Annotated in this window: 15 protein-coding genes; all 15 read right to left on the minus strand. The window is 49.5% G+C overall.

Translation table 11 applies throughout. The annotated features are described in order from the left end of the window. Positions 1-21: 21 nt before the first annotated feature. Entirely contained in the window at positions 22-774 is a 753-nt protein-coding gene (gene kduD / locus MKY59_RS26965; protein ID WP_339274689.1) for a 2-dehydro-3-deoxy-D-gluconate 5-dehydrogenase KduD, read from the minus strand. Positions 775-871: 97 nt separating this feature from the next. Further along, a complete protein-coding gene (locus MKY59_RS26970) occupies positions 872-1,630 on the minus strand; it encodes a DeoR/GlpR family DNA-binding transcription regulator (RefSeq protein ID WP_236420515.1) in 759 nt (252 codons plus the stop codon). Positions 1,631-1,690: 60 nt separating this feature from the next. Continuing rightward, entirely contained in the window at positions 1,691-2,530 is an 840-nt protein-coding gene (kduI, locus tag MKY59_RS26975; protein WP_236420514.1) for a 5-dehydro-4-deoxy-D-glucuronate isomerase, read from the minus strand. Positions 2,531-2,675: 145 nt separating this feature from the next. Beyond that, positions 2,676-3,005, minus strand: coding sequence for a cytochrome o ubiquinol oxidase subunit IV (gene cyoD, locus MKY59_RS26980; protein ID WP_236420513.1), 330 nt, complete (start codon positions 3,003-3,005; stop codon positions 2,676-2,678). A 1-nt stretch (position 3,006) separates the two neighbouring features. After that, positions 3,007-3,627: a cytochrome o ubiquinol oxidase subunit III gene (gene cyoC, locus MKY59_RS26985; protein WP_236420512.1), complete on the minus strand. Its 621-nt coding sequence runs from the start codon at positions 3,625-3,627 to the stop codon at positions 3,007-3,009. Then, the gene (locus tag MKY59_RS26990; RefSeq protein ID WP_339274691.1) at positions 3,627-5,600 is read right to left on the minus strand and encodes a cbb3-type cytochrome c oxidase subunit I; all 1,974 of its coding nucleotides are present in this window, start codon (positions 5,598-5,600) and stop codon (positions 3,627-3,629) included. Before MKY59_RS26990 ends, cyoC begins: the two co-directional genes overlap by 1 nt. A gap of 21 nt (positions 5,601-5,621) precedes the next feature. Continuing rightward, entirely contained in the window at positions 5,622-6,611 is a 990-nt protein-coding gene (gene cyoA, locus MKY59_RS26995; protein ID WP_236420510.1) for a ubiquinol oxidase subunit II, read from the minus strand. 365 nt (positions 6,612-6,976) lie between these two features. After that, positions 6,977-7,240 (minus strand): hypothetical protein, encoded by a 264-nt coding sequence (locus MKY59_RS27000; RefSeq protein WP_339274692.1) that lies wholly within the window; start codon positions 7,238-7,240, stop codon positions 6,977-6,979. 324 nt (positions 7,241-7,564) lie between these two features. After that, on the minus strand, positions 7,565-8,908 hold the full coding sequence (locus MKY59_RS27005; RefSeq protein WP_236420508.1) for a GH1 family beta-glucosidase: 1,344 nt from the start codon (positions 8,906-8,908) through the stop codon (positions 7,565-7,567). Next, positions 8,905-11,307, minus strand: coding sequence for a glycoside hydrolase family 95 protein (locus MKY59_RS27010; RefSeq protein ID WP_339274693.1), 2,403 nt, complete (start codon positions 11,305-11,307; stop codon positions 8,905-8,907). Before MKY59_RS27010 ends, MKY59_RS27005 begins: the two co-directional genes overlap by 4 nt. Positions 11,308-11,594: 287 nt before the next feature. Next, positions 11,595-13,289: an ABC transporter substrate-binding protein gene (locus tag MKY59_RS27015; RefSeq protein WP_236420586.1), complete on the minus strand. Its 1,695-nt coding sequence runs from the start codon at positions 13,287-13,289 to the stop codon at positions 11,595-11,597. Between the two features lie 340 nt (positions 13,290-13,629). Continuing rightward, the gene (locus MKY59_RS27020) at positions 13,630-15,330 is read right to left on the minus strand and encodes an ABC transporter substrate-binding protein (RefSeq protein ID WP_236420506.1); all 1,701 of its coding nucleotides are present in this window, start codon (positions 15,328-15,330) and stop codon (positions 13,630-13,632) included. Between the two features lie 385 nt (positions 15,331-15,715). Then, positions 15,716-17,401: an ABC transporter substrate-binding protein gene (locus tag MKY59_RS27025; protein WP_236420505.1), complete on the minus strand. Its 1,686-nt coding sequence runs from the start codon at positions 17,399-17,401 to the stop codon at positions 15,716-15,718. A gap of 219 nt (positions 17,402-17,620) precedes the next feature. Beyond that, positions 17,621-18,523: a carbohydrate ABC transporter permease gene (locus MKY59_RS27030; RefSeq protein WP_236420504.1), complete on the minus strand. Its 903-nt coding sequence runs from the start codon at positions 18,521-18,523 to the stop codon at positions 17,621-17,623. A 15-nt stretch (positions 18,524-18,538) separates the two neighbouring features. After that, the gene (locus MKY59_RS27035) at positions 18,539-19,519 is read right to left on the minus strand and encodes a sugar ABC transporter permease (protein WP_339274695.1); all 981 of its coding nucleotides are present in this window, start codon (positions 19,517-19,519) and stop codon (positions 18,539-18,541) included. Positions 19,520-19,643 lie beyond the last annotated feature (124 nt).

Consider the following 19,643-nt stretch of genomic DNA (forward strand, 5'->3'; position numbering starts at 1 on the left):
AATCATTGCCAAACGTACGGACTAGCGGGCCATCCAGCCTCCGTCAACGTTAAGCATATGTCCATTCAAGTAATCCGAGGCTGCGGAAGCAAGGAATACGACCGGACCTTTCAAATCCTCCGGCGTTCCCCAGCGGCCGGCCGGAATACGTGCCGTAATGTCGTTGTAGCGCTGCTCATCGGCGCGAATCTGGCTTGTATTGTCCGTCACCATGTATCCAGGCGCAATCGCGTTAACCTGCACGCCTTTGCCTGCCCATTCATTCGCAAATGCTTTGGTCAGGCCCGCTACGCCATGTTTGCTTGCCGTGTATCCCGGCACGTTGATTCCGCCCTGATAGGACAGCATCGACGCGATGTTGATGATTTTCCCGCTGCCGCGTTCCATCATATGTCTGCCTGCCAATTGGCTCAGGAAAAAGACCGTGTTCAGGTTCAAACCAATAACATCATGCCAGTCCTGCTTGGCATGGTCCGCAGCCGGCGTCCGGCGAATGATACCGGCATTGTTGACCAAAATGTCGATCTTGCCTTGAAAGGACAATGCCTTTTCGAAAACATCCGCAAGCTCGTCCTCACGGCTCAAATCGGCTTTAAGCAAATAAGCCTTACGTCCAAGCGCCTCTATGGCGCGGGCTGTCTCCTCGGACGACGAATAGGAGGCCAGCACGACGTCCGCTCCCGCTTCGGCAAGCCCGATCGCCATCCCTTGTCCTAAACCTCCTGTAGTACCGGTAACCATTGCCACTTTTCCATTCAAATCAAATGGGTTCATGATGGATTCCTCCGCATGTTATAAGATGCAAATCAAATGGTTGAACGTTCTAGCTGCAGGCGAACATGCCGCGCAGCAGCTTCGAACAAAGAGATCGTCAACTGCCATTGTCCACGCGGACGCCGCTCTGCTCATACAAGGCCGCCGTATCGGCATCCAGCCGGCTGTCGGTGATGATGCAATCCAGTTCCGAGCAATGCGCAAACGTGCGCAAGGCGAACTGCCCGAATTTGTGATGGTCAACGACGCCATAGACCTGCTGGGAAGCCGAGATCATCGCTTTCTTTAACGGAACCAGATCTCCCGTATAGATGGACAGGCCAAACTCCGGATGAACTGCCGTTGTGGAAATAAACGCTTTATGAATGTTAAGCCCCGATATAAAAGCCGCCGTATCGTCCCCCACCAGCATGTTTCTGACCCGGGCCCCGCCCGGAACGACAAGACGAATCTGTTCCTTCTTGGTGAGCTCGGCAATGATGAACAGATCGTTCGTGATGACCGTCAGCGGCTGGTTGTCCAACCGCTTGGCCATTTCGAGCGTTGTGCTCCCCCCATCGAGAGCGATGATATCGCCCATCTGGATATAACCAAGCGCCCGCTCGGCAATCTCCGATTTTTCCGGTTGGTGCTTTTCGTTTACGCTGCGCATGTTGAGAATGCCATACTGGTCATTCTGGGCCAACATGGCACCCCCGTGCACCCGCACAAGCAAGCCCATGCTCTCCAGTTTGTCCAGGTCTTCCCGCACCGTTTTGCCGGTCACCTGCAGCAGGTCGCTCAGATCGCTAACGGTCACTTCCTGGCGCTCCAGCAGTGCTTCCATAATTTTTTCATGTCTTTTCAGTGAGTTCATATCGATCAACTTCCTATGCAAACATAATAATTTCGGATTCGGGCCGAAGCGGAAGCTGTCCTATTTCAGATCTTTCATCGCCACGCCGTCCATGTCTTCGAACGTTTGGTTCTCGCCGGCCATCGCCCAACAGAACGTATAGCTGCTCGTACCGACGCCGCTGTGAATGGACCAGCTTGGAGAAATGATCGCCTGACGGTCCCGTACGACCAAATGCCGCGTCTCTTGCGGTTCTCCCATCATGTGGAATACCACCGCGTCTTCCGGCAGGTTAAAGTACAAGTATACTTCAGAACGGCGATTGTGGGTATGCGCAGGCATCGTGTTCCACATGTTGCCCTTGTCGAGTTCCGTAATGCCCATCACCAGCTGACAGCTTTTGATCCCGCCTTCTCCTTGGTGGATGTAGCGGTAGATTGTGCGTTCGTTGGAACTCTCGATGCTGCCCAGATGGTTCGGCTGAGCCTGCTCTTGCGTCGCTTTTGTGGTCGGATACGTATGGTGTGCAGGCGTGGACACAAAGTAGAACTGCGCCGCATCTTCTTGCCCGTTGCTTTTGAACACGACTTCCTTAACGCCCCGGCCGATGTACAAGCATTCCTTCGCTCCGATCTCATAACCCTGGCCATCCGCCGTAACCGTGCCATGTCCACCTACGTTGATGATACCGATCTCGCGGCGTTCCAGGAAAAAGTCTGTACCAATATCCTTCAGGTTAACTTCAAGCGTAATATCTTTTGATTTCGGGACAGCGCTTCCAACAATATAACGATCAACATGAGAATACACCGTAACGAGCTCATCGACAGCAAACAGCTGCTCCATCAGAAACTCTTCTCTCAATCTGGACGTGTCGTATTGCTTTACTTCATTCGGATGAGCTGCATAACGATTTTGCATGAAAACCATTCCCTTCATCTCATTAATAAGTTCGTATATGTTCATTTTAGTTCATTTTGTATCGTTTGTGTACCTTTTTTTGAATGTTGAAATAAAAAAAGAAACCCTGCCTCCTCTTTCGAGGTAGACAGGGTTTCTGCATTCATTAATGCGCTACAACGTTGTTCAGCATGATCCAAACGGATCCGACCACGATCGTCAGCATGATCAGCAATCCGAAGATCAGACCCATGACGTTCCAACGAGGCGACTTCTCTTCACGGATATGCATGAAGAAGAAGAGCTGCACGATGAATTGAAGTGCTGCCGTTACCAGTACGACAACCAACGTTCCGGTTTTGCCCATCATGTCGTTGAGTACAACCACCAATGGGATGATTGTCAGGACGATGGACAGGATAAAACCGATGACATAAGACTTGAGCGAACCATGTTGCTCATGTCCATGGGCATCATGCGAGTTGTGCTGTGCCATCTTACATCACCCCCATCAGGTAGACGACCGACAGGAGGAAAATCCATACGACGTCCAAAAAGTGCCAGTACAAGCTGATCACGTTGACTTTACCGCGCGTAACGTCGGTAATGCCGCGTTTCTTCAGCTGGAACATCAAACCGATCATCCAGATCAGACCAAGCGAAACGTGAAGTCCGTGCGTACCCACAAGGGTAAAGAACGCGCCGGAAGCTGCGCTAGTCGTGTAGTTGAAACCTTCGTGGATCATTTCGATAAACTCGGTAACCTCAAGCGCGATAAACCCTGCGCCGAGAAGAGCCGTAACGACCAACCAGCTGATCAACTGTTTCACTTTGCCTTGGTTCATGGCCAGAACGGCCAAACCGCTGGTAAATGAACTTGTTAACAAGATAAACGTTTCGGCGATAACCCCTGGCATTTTGATCAATTCTTCCAGCGTAGGACCGCCTGCCGTATTGTGGCGCAAAACGATGAACGTTGCGAACAATACGGAGAACAGGATTACGTCGGAAATCAGGAAGAACCAGAAACCGAGTACTTTCAATTCTTGCGGGTCATGGTGACCGTGATCATGACCATGTGCATGGTCATGACCTTTCTTAGCGGCTGCTTGAGCCATTATACCGACCCCCTTAACGACGCCTCTTCGGTACGCTTAATTTCATCGACCGGAATGTAATAGTCCGTATCGTAGGAGAATGAACGGGCAATCATGCAGATTCCGACGCCTGCGAGTCCAAGGATCGCCATCCACAACCATCCGAATACAAAACCGAAACCGGCGATGAACCAGAATACGGATTTGATGAAAGGAATGGCAGAGTTTTTAGGCATATGAATCGGCTCAAGCTTAGGCGCTGGCGGATTGATGCCTTTGCCGCGGCGTTGCTTCTCTTCCCACCATTCGTCCAGATCATTCACTTGCGGAGTTACCGCAAAGTTATATTCAGGCGCTGGCGATGGAATCGACCATTCGAGCGTACGGCCATCCCATGGATCGCCGGAAGCTTTGAGCGATTTGTATTTGCGAATGCCGTCTGCGATTTGAGCAACCTGGAACAGGAAGCCGATACCCATCAGGAACGCTCCGATGGTGGATACGAAGTTCAGTTCCCACCAGCCAGTGTCCCAGCCATACGTGCTCAGACGACGTGTCATCCCCATCAGACCGACAGCGTACTGCGGCATGAAGCAGATATAGAAACCAATGTTCCAGAACCAGAATGCCCATTTGCCCAGTTTCTCTTCGAGTTTGAAACCGAACATTTTTGGCCACCAGTAGTACAGACCTGCGAAGTATCCGAATACTACACCACCGATCAACACTTGGTGGAAGTGGGCAATCAAGAAGTAACTGTTATGGAACTGGAAGTCAGCAGGAGCAACGGACAAGAGAACCCCAGTCATACCGCCGACGATAAAGCACGGAATAAATGCGATGGTCCACAACATCGGGGTAGCCATCTTGATTCTTCCTTTGTACAGCGTGAAGAGCCAGTTGAAGATCTTGACCCCCGTTGGGATCGCAATAAGCATTGTTGTCACTGCGAAGAACGCGTTGACATCGGCGCCCGAACCCATCGTGAAGAAGTGATGCGCCCACGTAAAGAAGGACAGGAACGCGATAATCAACATGGCGAATACCATGGATTTGTATCCAAACAGTTTTTTCTTCGCAAAGGTGCTTACGACCTCGGAGAATACACCGAATGCCGGCAGGACCACGATGTATACCTCAGGGTGACCCCACATCCAGATCAAGTTGATGTACATCATCGGGTTGCCGCCCAGATCAAGCGTGAAGAAGTGCGCCCCGCCGAAGCGGTCCAGGAAGAGCAGCGCAAGGGTCACGGTCAGGATCGGGAAAGCAAACAGGATGATGATACATGTGGAGAATACCGACCATGTAAACATCGGCATTTTCATCCAAGTCATGCCTGGCGCACGCATTTTGATGATGGTAACCAAGAAGTTGATACCGGTCGCCAGGGAACCGATACCGGATATCTGTATACCCCATATATAGAAGTTCTGTCCTACCCCCGGACTATGTGAAAGCTCCGATAGAGGCGGATAACTTAGCCATCCTGCGTCCGGCGAACCGCCGATAACGAAGGACAGGTTGAACAGCATTGCTCCCAGGAAGAACAACCAGAAGCTGAGTGCGTTCAGGAACGGAAATGCAACGTCCCTTGCCCCGATCTGGAGCGGAACGATGACGTTAAACAAACCAAACATAAATGGCATCGCCATGAAGAGGATCATGATCGTACCATGTGTTGTAAAGACTTGGTTATAGTGCTCGGGATGCAAGAAATCCATGTTTGGCATAGCCAGCTGAAGGCGCATCATCAATGCGTCCACGCCACCGCGGAACAACATGATGATCGAAGCAAGGATATACATGATACCGATCTTTTTATGATCGACAGTTGTTAACCAGTTACGCCAGAGCCAGCCCCATTTTTTGAAATAAGTCAGCACCGCAACAATCGAGATCGTCGTAATACCGATCGCTACGTCCGCACCATAGATCAGCGGGTCGCCGGTTACGAAGAACTCGGATGCAAACTCCTTAATTCTGTCTAACATTGGGGGCCTCCTTTCGAATCATTAGTTAGCACTTTTGCCCGGTGTAAGGGACGTATTCATGCTTTCGTGGTTCATTTTAGTCGTATTATCGCCGGCGCCTGCAGCTTCGTCCGAACTTCCATGATTGTGGGCGCCAGAGCCTTCGACGACATATTTGGTTACGATGTCCTGGAACAATCCTTCTGGGAAGGAGGAATAGTAAGCCACATTGCTTGTTCCCGGTGTTGCCAGAGCATTGTATCCTTCTTGAGTGAGCGGCTGGGATTGCTGCTTCACTTCATTTACCCATTTGTCAAAATCTTCGTCTGAAGTCGCATTGACGTCAAAACGCATCTTGCCAAAATGTTCGCCGGTGAAGTTGGCGCCGGAGCCCCAGTACTTCCCTTCATGGTCGGCCTGCAAATACAGGGTCATCGCCATGCCCGACATCGTGTAAATCTGTCCGCCCAATTGCGGAATCCAGAACGAGTTCATCGGTGAATCCGCAGTGAGTTCGAATTTCACAGGTCGATCTGTCGGAATATTCACGGTGTTCACCGTAGCAATCCCCTGCTCCGGATACATGAACAACCATTTCCAATCCAAGGAAGATACCTGAATCGTAACGGGCGCTTTTTCCGAAGCCAGCGGCTTGGAAGGCTCAAGATCATACGTGTAACGAACGGTTACGATGGCAAGCAAACCAATGATAACGATTGGAATGGTCCACCAAATGACCTCGGCTTTCGTGCTATGAGCCCAGTTCGGCTCATAAGCGTTTTTGTTGTCCGGTCTCTCGCGGTAACGCCATACGATTACAGCAGACATAATCAGTACAGGAACGATAACGATCGCACAAAGAATGGTCGAAATCACGATCAGATCCCGCTGAGATGCACCGATAGGTCCCTTCGGATCCAGAACAACGTACTGTCCGCCTGCCAGCATTGGCCAAACGATCAGTGCAATTGTAACCAACGTCAGGACAATCGGAATGATGACCCGGGTAAGCAACCTAGGTTTCTTGTTCATCTTGATCCCCTCTCCTTAAATTCGCTAATACTAAAAAATTAGTATACTACTCTCTTCCTTCTAAAGATATCAGAAATGAGCAGGTTTTTTGTTCTTGTTAACAAATTTGTCGATTTTACACCCCAAATGTGTGAATTTTTTCTCACAAATCGCTTGCATGCTTGATATTTCCTTACAGTAAGACTTCACATCCGAAGTTAAAAATACGCCACGGGTGAGTCATTCTTGGTCAGGACGAGCCCATACAAAAATAAAACCCTTTGCAGTCCCGTTGAATCATTCAACGGATCCGCAAAGGGCTATTTGGGCTGGGATTCCGGAGACTCATCCAGCCTTATTATGTTCAAATCATTGAAGAATTATAATCAATCGGCACCTTCATCTTCTTTTCGTGAGTGAACCAAACCAATCGATTTGGCAATAACGTAAATGAACACACTGCCTACAAGAAAACCGATCCCTACCATCAAGCCAAGGTTGCGGTCGTTAAATTCGTTCAAGTTGATCAGGCACATGACTACTCCCGCAATCAATGCCACCCAGGCCAAAACGGTCATCGTCAACACTGCGCGCCGCATGTTTCTGTCTTTGCGCTCCAACTGGCTTACCATTGCTGTCTTCGATGCCATAGTAAACACTTCCTTTTCCATTTTTGTAAGTGCTTCCTTTTCATCAATATACCACATCAATATGAGTTTTAGTCATAAAATGTTCAAATTATTTTCGTTTTTTGGACACTTTATTTCTTGTCGAACTATTGACAAATAAGATAGCCCCTGAAATATTTATAACCCAAAAACCATCTCTTCATAACAACTTACGTTCCCTGGTCCTTGTCCAATTATGGAAAAGCGCTGAGCAAGCATGCCAAAAAAGGCAGAACCGCGGACGAACCGGATCCTGCCTCATGGCGAGACATGTGCTGTATAACATCCATTAACGCAATTCCAGCATTAACGGATTTCCAGCCAATTGTTTTTGATTACGTTCTGGTACCAGTAGTAGCTCTCTTTGGGCGTGCGTTTCAATGTGCGGTAATCCACATGGATGAGCCCGAAACGCATGCGATACCCTTCTGCCCACTCAAAATTGTCCATAAGCGACCACGCCATGTACCCTTTGAGGTTGATCCCGTCGCTGATGATCCGGTGAATCTGGGCCAAATGCTGCTCATAATACGAGATGCGGCGCTCGTCGTTGACGATGCCATTCTCGGGCTGATCGTTGATGCATGCACCGTTCTCGGTGATATACACTTCCACGTTTCCGTATTTTTGCAAATAGTGCATGAACTCGTACAAGCCGCGCGATTCGATCGGCCAGCCAATATCGGTACGCGTCAGACCCATGTTGAGTTCTTCCGATTGCAGCACGCCTGCTTCAGGGTTATACCGATTGATGCCCATGGTGTAATAATTAATGCCCAGCAGGTCAATCGGCTGCGAAATGATCTCCATGTCCCCATCCTGGATCGGTACCGTCGCCCCGGCTTGCTCGAACCAATCAACCATGAATTGCGGGTAGGAGCCTTTATAGATCGGGTCAAGGAACCAGTCCGTGTTCAGCGCGATAGAGCGATCGCAGGCAGCCTGGTCTTCCGGCGTTTTGCTGTAAGGCTCGGCCCAGCATACGTTCGGAGCGATCCCGATTTTGCCTGTCGTGCCGAGACGACGGAACGATTGGACGGCTTTGCCGTGCGCAACGAGCAGGCCGTGGGCAACGTTCAGCGACGTTTGCAGGTCTTTGTTGCCCGGTGCGTGCACGCCCAGCAGATTGGACAGGAACGCGATGCACCATGGCTCGTTGAACGTCAGCCAGAAGTTGATTTTGCCGGAGAACTCTTTGAAGATGACTTCCGCATATTTCACGAAAGCATCTACCGTTCTGCGGTTGCCCCAACCGCCGATGTCTTCGAGAACTTGCGGCAAATCCCAGTGATAGAGGGTGCAGAACGGTTCGATTCCCGCTTCAAGCAATTTATCGACGAACCGATGGTAGAAATCCAGCCCTTCACGGTTGATCTCTCCATCCCCGTCCGGAATGATGCGCGGCCAAGCGATGGAGAACCGATACGTATTGATGCCCAGTTTCTTCATCAGTTCGATGTCTTCTTCATAACGATGGTAACCGTCGCATGCGATATCCCCGTTATCCCCGTTGAATACTTTACCCGGTGTACGCGCAAACGTATCCCAGATGGATACACCGCGTCCTCCCTCTTGTGCTGCGCCCTCTACTTGGTACGAAGCCGTAGCCGTCCCCCAGCGAAAGTCTTTCGGAAATTGAAAAATGGTCATTGTACTCTCTCCCTGTCTTCGGCTGACACGCGGATCGTTTGTCCCGCGCCCACCATTATATTCAATACATAATCTCCTTGCGGCGATTGCTCCGCTTGTACTTCCTGCTGACCTTCCGCCAAAAGAGGTACTGCGCAGCGGATCGTCAACGTACCGCTGCGATCAGCCTGGATGTTGGCCACAACCAAACGGCCATCGGCCCATTTCATGTCCACGGTAAAGCTGCCTCTCGCACGCAGGCCGCTGACGCTGCCTTCTTTCCAGGCTTCCGGGAGCGAAGGCAACAGATGCAGCTCGCCCAAGTGACTCTGCAGCAGCATCTCCGCAATACCGGCCGTGCCGCCGAAGTTGCCGTCAATCTGAAACGGCGGATGATCGTCGAACAGGTTCGGATGCGTCGATCTGGACAGCAGCGTGCGCACGAACCGATATGAATTGTCGGCATCCAGCAAACGTGCATGCAGATTGATCAGCCAAGCGCAGCTCCAGCCCGTATGCCCGCCCCCTTGGGAGATGCGTCGCTCCAGCGTAACGCGGGCCGCTTCCACCAGTTCGGGCGTACTGAGCCGATTGATCTGGTCTCCGGGGTACAAGCCATACAGATGGGATACATGGCGATGTCCCGGTTCGGACTCAGGGAAATCCTTGAACCATTCCTGCAGCTGGCCTTCTTTGCCGATCAGGAACGGATACAGCTTGCTGCGGGCCTCACGAAGCTCCGTCACCAGCTCGTCATCCACGCCAAGCACGCCCGCTGCCTCGATGCAGCGATCGAACAACTCGCGAATCAGCGTCATGTCCATCGTGGACGCCATCGATACGCTGCGGGCCGTTCCGTCCTCTGCCACAAACTTGTTTTCAGGCGACGTGGACGGCGACGTCACCAAATATCCGTCCGGACCTTCCACCAGCCAATCCAGGCAGAACAAAGCGGCCTCCTTCATGATGGGATAAGCTTTCTCCGCCAGAAACGCCTCATCCCTCGTAAAGCTGTAGCGCTCCCAAAGATGCGCCGTCATCCATACGCCGCCCATCGGCCAGAATGCCCAGCTGGCATCCCCTCCGGTTGGCGTCGATTGCCGCCAGATGTCCACGTTATGATGCGTCGTCCAACCTCGTGCACCGTAAAGGATACGCGCAGCTCTGCGCCCGGTATGGCTAAGATCCTCGAGCATGGCAAACAAGGGGTCATGGCATTCGCTCAGGTTGCACACCTCTGCTGGCCAATAGTTCATTTCGACATTGATATTGGTCGTATAATCGCTGAACCATGGTGGCTCCACCTGATGGTTCCATATGCCTTGCAGGTTGGCAGACTGCGTGCCAGGACGGGAACTGCCCATGAGCAGGTATCTTCCGTACTGGAAATACAAAGCCTCCAGCCCCGGATCGGCGGCGCCCCCTTGATACGCTGCCAAACGTTCGTCGGTTGGCAGCTCCGCATTGGCGGACGAGCCAAGGTCAATCGACATACGTGCGAACAACGAGCCATGGTCTGACACGTGCCGCTCACGAAGCTGCTCCAACCCGGTTTGGAGAGCCTGTCGCAGGATGGCATCGCATGTTTGTTCCAGTTCTGCGGCTTCCTTAACCGGCATCACATCATAGCCGGCAAATGCTGTTGCCGCAGTCAAGCACAACAGCACTCGGTCAGCGCCCTGAATGAGCAATGTGCCTTCGTCAGCGGAGATCACGGCTTTTTCGCCCAACGCTTGGACAGACAGTTTGGCGGCATATGCTATTCCGCGATCTTCTTCATAAACGACCGATTCCGGATGATCGCGGAAATAGTTCGACTCTACATGGCTCGGACATCGGCTGTACATCACGACGCTGTCACCGCTGGCCTGCACGGTATAGGGATGCGGGCTGTCCAACGTCAGACTGACGTTGACGGCCCCTGCACGATCCGCGGACAGGGACAGTACGATGACATCATCAGGCGCACTTGCATATATTTCGCGTGTATAGCGAATTCCTTCATATTGATAGCGGGTTGCGGCAATTCCCGTTTTCAGGTCGAGCTCGCGTTCGAAATGCTCAAGTTCAGCACGTTCCAATCCATTCTGCCGGAGCAATAAATGGCCCATGGGTTGATAGGCTTCCACGTCGTGCCCCAACATTTCGCGATTCAGCAAATCTTCGGCTTCGCTGTACTGTCCGGCCGCGATCAATTCACGCGTGCGTTTCAAATATCTCTGGCTGCTGTAGTTCACCGTATCACGCGGGAATCCAGACCACAGCGTATCTTCATTTAATTGGATGCGTTCTTCCGCCGCACCGCCGTAAACCATGCCGCCAAGGCGACCGTTCCCGATCGGCAGCGCTTCTTCCCATTTTGCCGCCGGTTGACGATACCACAAGCGATTCATGCCTGTTGTTCCATTCGTTTGGCCCATATTCTGACTCCTGTTCATTGAGTATCGTTCTAAATATAAAACGTTTTCGTAATATCCAAAAAAATATAAAACTCACTTTTCCATAAGTCTTTTTTTGCTTTCATCCTACCGTCTCTGATACCGATCACCTGAAAGTGCTTACACCTGAAAATTATATTGGATTTCGAAAAAAGCGTCAATGGAAAGCATCACAACCGAAGCAAAATATATAATAACGAAAAAAGAGGCTCCATTGCTGGAACCCCTCTCCGATTCATCATGTATCTTTACGTATATGGCTGAACGTATTATTGTACGTCTTTGCCCGTCCACAACGACACGCGGTCTTTGACCCAAGTCGTATATTGTTTTTCCATCTCTACCGCGCCTGCTTTGTCCAGCTCGGCAAGGAAATCGTCATACACTTTGTCGAAGTTCTCCGGCGTTGTCAGAACAGCTTCTGGAATCCGTTTGCGTACGATGTCCTGTGTTTTTTGGAAAGTGACGTTATAGTCTGTATCAGAAGGAACCGGCATGTTGTATGCTGCTCCCCATTCTTTCAATGGAAGGTCTTCTTCCGCAGGGAAGAATTCTTTCCATGTCGTAATGCCGTAAGCTTTCAATGTTTCTTTCTCTGCCGGCGTGTAACCTGCCACGATCTGCTCAGGGAAGTTCGTAGTGTAATAGTTACCCGTAGAGTCTTTCACGCCATCGCCGTATCTTGCGCTGAAAATGTTGTACATGCCGATTCCTGTTTCTTTGGAGAAGGCAGAGTTGTCATTCGTTTTGCGGTCCTGGATTTCGTCAGGAATGACGCGTTTCCCATCTTCCACTTTATAGTGCTCGCCTTCGATACCCCAGTTTCTGAGCACTTGTCCTTCATCCGAAGCAAGCCAGTCCATGAACTTGATGATGCGAACCGGATCTTCGGCGGAAGTTGTAATCCCGATACCGTAACCGTCAAAACCGGTTGGCTGGAACGAATGGTCGACGATCTGGTCGTTCAGGGATACGGAGAAGTGAGCATAAGTGCTGTCGTCTTTACCCGCAGCTTTCAGCGCGTTCTCAGCCTCTTGATAGTTCCACTCTTGGTCGATCAGACCAAGTACGCGGCCGCTGGCGATTTTGGATTTGTATTGGTCGTCTTTTTGCACGAAGGTGTCTTTATCAAGCAGTCCTTCATTGTACATTTTGTTCAACCAACGGAAATATTCTTTCTCTTCCGGACGTTTGTAGTGAAGCATCGCTTCGTACGTTTCCGGATTGATGTAGTACTCGCCGTCATCCGGTGCTCCCGTAGCTTGGAAAGCCGGGTTCGTTACGGTGATCATGATTTTCCAGTCGTCGGCGTTCAGCGTCAGCGGAATCGTCGGCTGTCCGTCGATCGTCGGATGTTTTTCTTTATATGCTTTCAGCACGTTTTCGAAATCTTCAAGCGTTTTCACTTCAGGATATCCGAGCTCCTTCAGCACTTTCTGCTGAATCTCGAATCCACCTGTTGCGTCAAACGTCACATTATCTACACCCATGTTGGTTGGGATCGTATAAATCGCTGGATCTTCCTTGCTGTATTTCAGACGGTTCATCTGATCACCATAGATTTTCTTCAGGTTGGGAGCATGCTCCTCGATCAGATCCGTCAGGTCAAGCATTGCACCGGCATCAACGAGCTTGGACAAGTTTCCTTTCGGGAAAATAATGTCCGGGTAGTCGCCGCTCGCTGCCATCAGGGAAATTTTTTGCTCGCCGCCATTGTTGACGTCGAATTCGGCTTCAATGGTAACGCCCGTTTTTTCGGTAATCTTCTTGCCTACGGCATCCTGCATTTTGTTCCAGACCGGATTCGGATCGGCGCCAAAGAACGAAATCGTGATCGGCTCTGTTCCGGATGATTCACCGGATGAAGCGGATTCCTTGCTTCCCGAATTTCCGCAACCAGCAGTAACGAGCAACGCACTTGCAAGCAGCAGCATTGCAAAAGTCTTGGGTGTATTACCTTTCATTTTGCCTTTCATTGTCTAGTTCCCCCTATTTATGAAGGTTTTATCTGTATAACAGGCCAAGCCTGAAAATACCAAAGCATTTGGATCAACGATTCAAAGCAAATGAATGCGCTTTAAATTATGCGTGATACAGGTGTAACTGCCTCGACCCATCCGGGACAGGAAACTTCGCACTACACATAAGATAAAACGTTTTCGAAATTTACTTTAAAACGCTTACTGAAAGTGCTTACACGTAGATTATATGCTATATTTCGCCATCGGTCAATAGAAAAAAAGGGCTTCCAACGGAAACCCTTTTTTCAAGAAATTCAGCAGCTTATTTTCGCTGTCCCTTCTTTTATTGAACGTCTTTGCCGGTCCACAGCGATACGCGGTCTTTGATCCAACCGGTGTATTGTTTTTCCATCTCCACCGCGCCTGCTTTGTCCAGCTCGGCCAGCATGTCGTCATACACTTTGTCGAAGTTTTCCGGTTTGGCAAGAATGGCTTCCGGGATCCGTTTGCGAACGATATCCTGCGTTTTTTGGAAAGCTACATTATAATCCGTATCGGAAGGAACCGGCATGTTGTATGCTGCTCCCCAATCCTTCATAGGCAGTTCATCTTCCGATGGGAAAAATTCCTTCCATGTCGTGATGCCATACGCTTTCAATGTTTCTTTCTCTGCCGGCGTGTAGCCCGCTACGATTTGCTCAGGGAAGTTCGTGGTGTAATAGTTGCCTGTAGAATCCTTCACGCCATCGCCATATCTTGCACTGAAGATGTTGTACATACCGATCCCTGTTTCTTTGGTGAACGCCGAGTTGTCATTCGTTTTGCGGTCCTGAATGTCGTCAGGAATGATGCGTTTGCCGTTTTCCACTTTGTAATGCTCGCCTTCAATCCCCCAGTTTCTCAGCACTTGCCCTTCATCCGAAGCAAGCCAATCCATGAACTTGATAATGCGAACCGGGTCTTTGGCGGAAGTCGTGATTCCGATGCCGTAACCGTCAAAGCCGGTTGGCTGGAAGGTATGATCCACGATCTGGTCATTCAAGGATACCGAGAAGTGTGCATACGTGCTGTCATCCTTACCGGCTGATTTGAGAGCGTTCTCAGCTTCTCCATAGTTCCATTCCTGGTCGATCAGACCAAGAACGCGCCCGCTGGCGATTTTGGCCTTATACTGGTCATCCTTCTGTACAAAGGTATCTTTATCAAGCAGTCCTTCATTATACATTTTGTTCAGCCAGCGGAAATATTCTTTTTCCTCCGGACGTTTGTAGTGAAGCATCGCTTCATACGTTTCCGGGTTGATATAATATTCCCCGTCATCCGGCCCGCCTGTTGCTTGGAAAGCCGGGTTTGTAACCGTAATCATGATCTTCCAGTCGTCGGCATTCAATGTCAGCGGAATCGTCGGTTGGCCATCGATCGTTGGATGTTTCTCATAATAAGCTCTTAATACGTTTTCGTAATCCTCAAGCGTTTTTACTTCAGGGTAGCCCAGCTCTTTCAGCACTTTTTGCTGGATTTCGAATCCGCCCGTGGCATCAAACGCTACATTGTCTACACCCATGTTGGTCGGGATGGTATAGATCGCCTGGTCTTCCTTGCTGTATTTCAAGCGGTTCATTTGGTCGCCGTAAATTTTCTTCAGGTTGGGAGCGTGCTCCTCAATCAAATCGGTCAGGTCAATCATTGCGCCTGCATCAACGAGTTTGGACAGGTTTCCTTTAGGATAAATGATATCAGGGTAATCACCACTGGCAGCCATCAAAGGTATTTTCTGATCTCCGCCATTATTCACGTCATACTCGGCTTCAATGGTCACGCCTGTTTTTTCGGTGATCTTCTTGCCTACCGCATCCTGCATCTTGTTCCAGTTTGGACTTGCATCTGCGCCGAAGAACGTAAACGTTACCGGACTTGTCGTATCATCCGTTTCACCAGGCTTTTCCGAGGCCGTACTTCCTCCTGTGCTTCCGCATCCTGCCGTAATGGCAAGCGCGCTTGCGAGAAGAAGCATTGCGAACGTTTTTGGTGTTTTCCCCTTCATGTGTAATCCCCCTTATGGATATAATGAAGCTTTATAGTGTATAACAGGCTGGCCTGTAGATACCATGGACTGGCGAACAATCTTTCACTTTTTTGCTTAAATGCAATTAAAAGCGTTTTCTTGAATGAATTCGACGATTCATCCTCGCCTCAATTCAAGTACAAGTTGCCATCAAAAAGACGTTTACATCGGTACAAGGATCCATGCTCAACTGAAATGTAAGTGCTTTCATACCTGAATAATAATACCTTGCATAACCCCTTGTCAATAACCAATTTCAAAAAATGAAAACGGTTTTGGGAAAACGTTTTAGGCACAAAAAAAAGACCCAAATCAATGGGTCCTTTCTTTTTTAAACTTGACTTGCCGCTCAAACGAAAAGATCTTACTGGCCATTCCACAGTTTTACGCGGTTTTGAATAAGCTCTGTATATTGTTGTTCCATTTTCGTAGCTCCTGCTGTCTCCAAATCAGCCAGCATCGTATCATACACACTGTCAAACTTGTCGACCGGACTCAGGATCGCTTCCGGAATGCGTTTGCGGATAATGTCCTGTGTCTTCTGGTAGATGACGTTATAATCCGAGTCGCCAGGAGTCGGCAAGTTGTAGGCTGCGCCCCACGCTTTAACCGGGAACTCATCCTCTTTCGGGAACAGATCCTTCCAGGTTGTTGCACCGTAAGCCTTGAGGGTTTCTTTCTCGGCATCGGAATAAGACGCTACGATTTGTTCAGGGAAGTTCGTTGTATAGTAGTTGCCTGTCGAATCCTTCACGCCATCGCCGTAGTGACCCGTCATGTTGGTGTACAGACCGATCCCTGTTTCCTTCTGGAAAGCCGCTGCATTGTTTACTTTTTGGTCCAATACATCTGCAGGGATAACGCGTTTCCCGTCCTTCACTTCATAGTGTTTACCTTCAACTCCCCAGTTTATCAATACTTGGCCTTCCTCGGACGCCAAATAATCAAAGAACTTGATCGTACGTACCGGATCGGGATTCGAAGTGGTGATTCCTACACCCCAGCCAGATACAAAGCCCGGATCTTGGAAAGAATGGTCCTTGATGTCGCTGGACAGCGTTACAGGGAAGTGGGAATATGTTGCTTCATCCTTTCCTGCCGCCTTAAGCGCGTTCTTGGCATCAGCATAGCCCCAATCCTGATCGATTACGCCAAGTACGCGGCCGCTGGCGATTTTCGATTTGTACTGGTCCGTTTTTTGCACAAAGCTGTCTTGATCAAGCAATCCCTCATTGTACATTTTGTTCAACCAACGGAAGTATTCTCTTTCCTCCGGACGTTTGTAATGAAGCATCGCTTCATACGTTTCCGGGTTGATGTAATATTCTCCATCATCCGGAGCGCCTGTGGACAAGAAAGCCGGATTCGTTACGGTAATCATGATTCTCCAGTCGTCCGCATCCAGCGACAGCGGGATGGTTGGCTGACCATCAATGGTTGGATGTTTTTCTTTGTAAGCTTTCAACACATTCTCAAAATCCTCAAGTGTCTTCACTTCAGGGTAACCGAGCTCTTTCAGTACACGGTGTTGAATACCGAAACCGCCGCCTGCGTCAAAATATTGCTGATCTACCGCGTAATACGACGGCAGCACATAAATGGCCTGGTCTTCGTTGCTGTATTTCAGCCGGTCCATGTAATCACCATACAGCTTTTTCAAATTAGGAGCATATTGATCGATCAGATCCGTCAGATCTATCATTGCACCGGCATCCACAAGCTTGCTGAGTTCACCTTTCGGTGAAACAATGTCGGGATAGTCTCCGCTTGCTGCCATCAAAGAAATTTTGTCCTGGCCGCCGCTTACCGCGAATTCTCCGTTAAGGGTAACCCCGGTTTTCTCTGTGATCACCTGGCCTACTTCGTCTTTCATACTGTTCCAGTTGGAACTTGGGTCAACGCTGAAAAAACTGAACGTAATTGGAGACGTATCCCCGCTTGTGTCCTCGTATGCTCCATTGCTGCTGTCACCGGCTCCGCCACCGCAGCCTGCGAGTAAAGACATCGCAAGCACGGGAGCCAGTGCGGCTTTCATTTTGAAATTCGCCATGATGGTAATTCCTCCCTAATCCATATGTCTATCTTGTGCGGGACTTTTTTGTCCCTGTCTATAGCTTCATGGATGCCGTCGCCGCAGCCCTATACGGTGAAACGCCAACCGAGGTTGGCATTTCGGGCATCCCGAGCTTTTTTATTATACTGTTTCTCTTTACAGTTATCTTTATCTCTGTATTTTCTGTGACTTTCTTATATCTGTGTTGACCAAGTCTTATGATTTTACAGCACCCAGCGTCATACCGCCCACAAAGTATCTTTGCAGGAACGGATACACAATCAGGATTGGAACCGTAACGACGATTGTAATCGCCATTTTGATGGACTCAGGAGAAACCTGTGCCATCTGCTGTGCCAAGTCGTTGACATTACGCCCTGCACCAGAGCCTTGTTGGGTACTTTGCAGTACCTTCATCAGCTCGTACTGGAGCGTAGTGAGATGCGCTTTCGAACCGTTGTACAGGTACGTATCGAGCCATGAGTTCCATTGCCCTACAGCCAGGAACAATGCGATCGTTGCCAGTACCGGCTTACAGAGCGGCAGGATGATTTTGTAGTAGATCGTGAAGTCATTCGCACCGTCCAGCTTCGCGGATTCCTGCAAGGCGTACGGCAGGCCGTCGATGAAGGAACGGATAACGAAGACGTTGAACGCACTGATCATGCCCGGCAATACGTAAACCCAGAACGTGCCGATCAGGTGCAGGTCGCGCATCAGGATGTATATCGGAATCAGACCGCCAGTGAAATACATCGTAATCGCCAGCGTAGTAGAAACGAATTTTCTCAATTTGAAGTCAGGTCTGCTGAGCGTAAAGGCAATCATCGAAGAACTGATCAAACCGAGCAATGTACCTACAATCGTACGGAGAATAGAGATTTGCAAACCTTGAAGCAAGCTGTCATATTGAAAAATCGTTTTATAGTTTTCCAGCGTAAATTCCCGAGGCCATAAGTAAATTCCGCCACGCACCGTGTCCATCGAATCGTTCAATGAGATCGCGAGTACGTTCAGGAACGGATACAGCGTTACGATCAGCACCAGGGCCAGCACGAGAACATTGAATAGATCGAACAGTTTATCGCCACGAGTTGCATTGAATGATTTGTTCGCCATATGGTCTCCCCCTCCCTACATGATGCTTTCTTTCGTGAATTTTTTGAACAATCCGTTCGCCGTGAACAAGAGAATGATACTTACGACGGAGTTGAATATCCCGATTGCCGTACCGTATGAGAATCGTCCCAAGTTCAAACCATAGTTCAGCGCATATAGATCAAGGACTTCCATATAGTCGGTGACGAGGCTGTTGCCCAGCAGCATCTGTTTCTCGAACCCGTTGCTGACCAAGTGACCGATGGACATGATGAACAATACGGAAATGGTTGTCCGGATACCAGGCAGCGTAATGTGCCACATTTGTCTCCAGCGGTTTGCACCGTCAACCCGGGAAGCTTCGTACAGCTCTTGGTCGATCCCCGTGATGGCCGCCAAGTAAATGATCGCGTTCCAGCCGCTTTCTTTCCACATGTCTGAAGCGGTTACAATGTACCAAAACAGGTTGCCTTTCGCCATGAACTGGATGGGTTGATCGATTAAATGCAGGCCCATCAAAATGTCGTTGACAATACCGCCGTCCGTCGAGAGCATTTTGGTAATAATCCCTGCAACAACGACCCAGGATACAAAGTGAGGCAAGTATGATACCGTTTGCACCGTACGTTTAAAGAATTTGCCTTTAAGTTCGTTCAGCAAGATCGCAAGGAAAATCGGCACAACGAAACCGACAATCAGTCCCATAAAACTCATTGCCAGCGTATTTCTAAGTACCAGATAGAATCGTTCGTCACTGAACAGCTCTGCAAAATGCTTGAAACCAACCCACTGCTGTTCCGAGAAACTTCTGGCCGGTTTATAATTTTGGAAAGCCATCGTCCATCCCCATAGTGGCAGATAGTTGAATACAAAAACCCAAACTACGAATGGCAATGACATGAGATAAAGAAACTTTTGTTGCTTGATACTCTCCCAAATTGCATTCCGCCGATTTGTGGGCGGTTTGGGGTCACTGCTCTTTTTCGCGGAAGCGGATTGTTTTGTCAGCGTTTCCATCTCCGTTCCCCCTCCTCTAATTTATAGATTAATCATACCTGATAGAGCGTTTTCAAAATACCAGCTTGATTTTAGAGAAAATCATATAAAAATTAGATATGGACCAGGTCAATGAGACATTTTG

Source organism: Paenibacillus sp. FSL W8-0426 (assembly GCF_037969725.1).
In the GTDB taxonomy this organism is placed as follows: domain Bacteria; phylum Bacillota; class Bacilli; order Paenibacillales; family Paenibacillaceae; genus Paenibacillus; species Paenibacillus hubeiensis.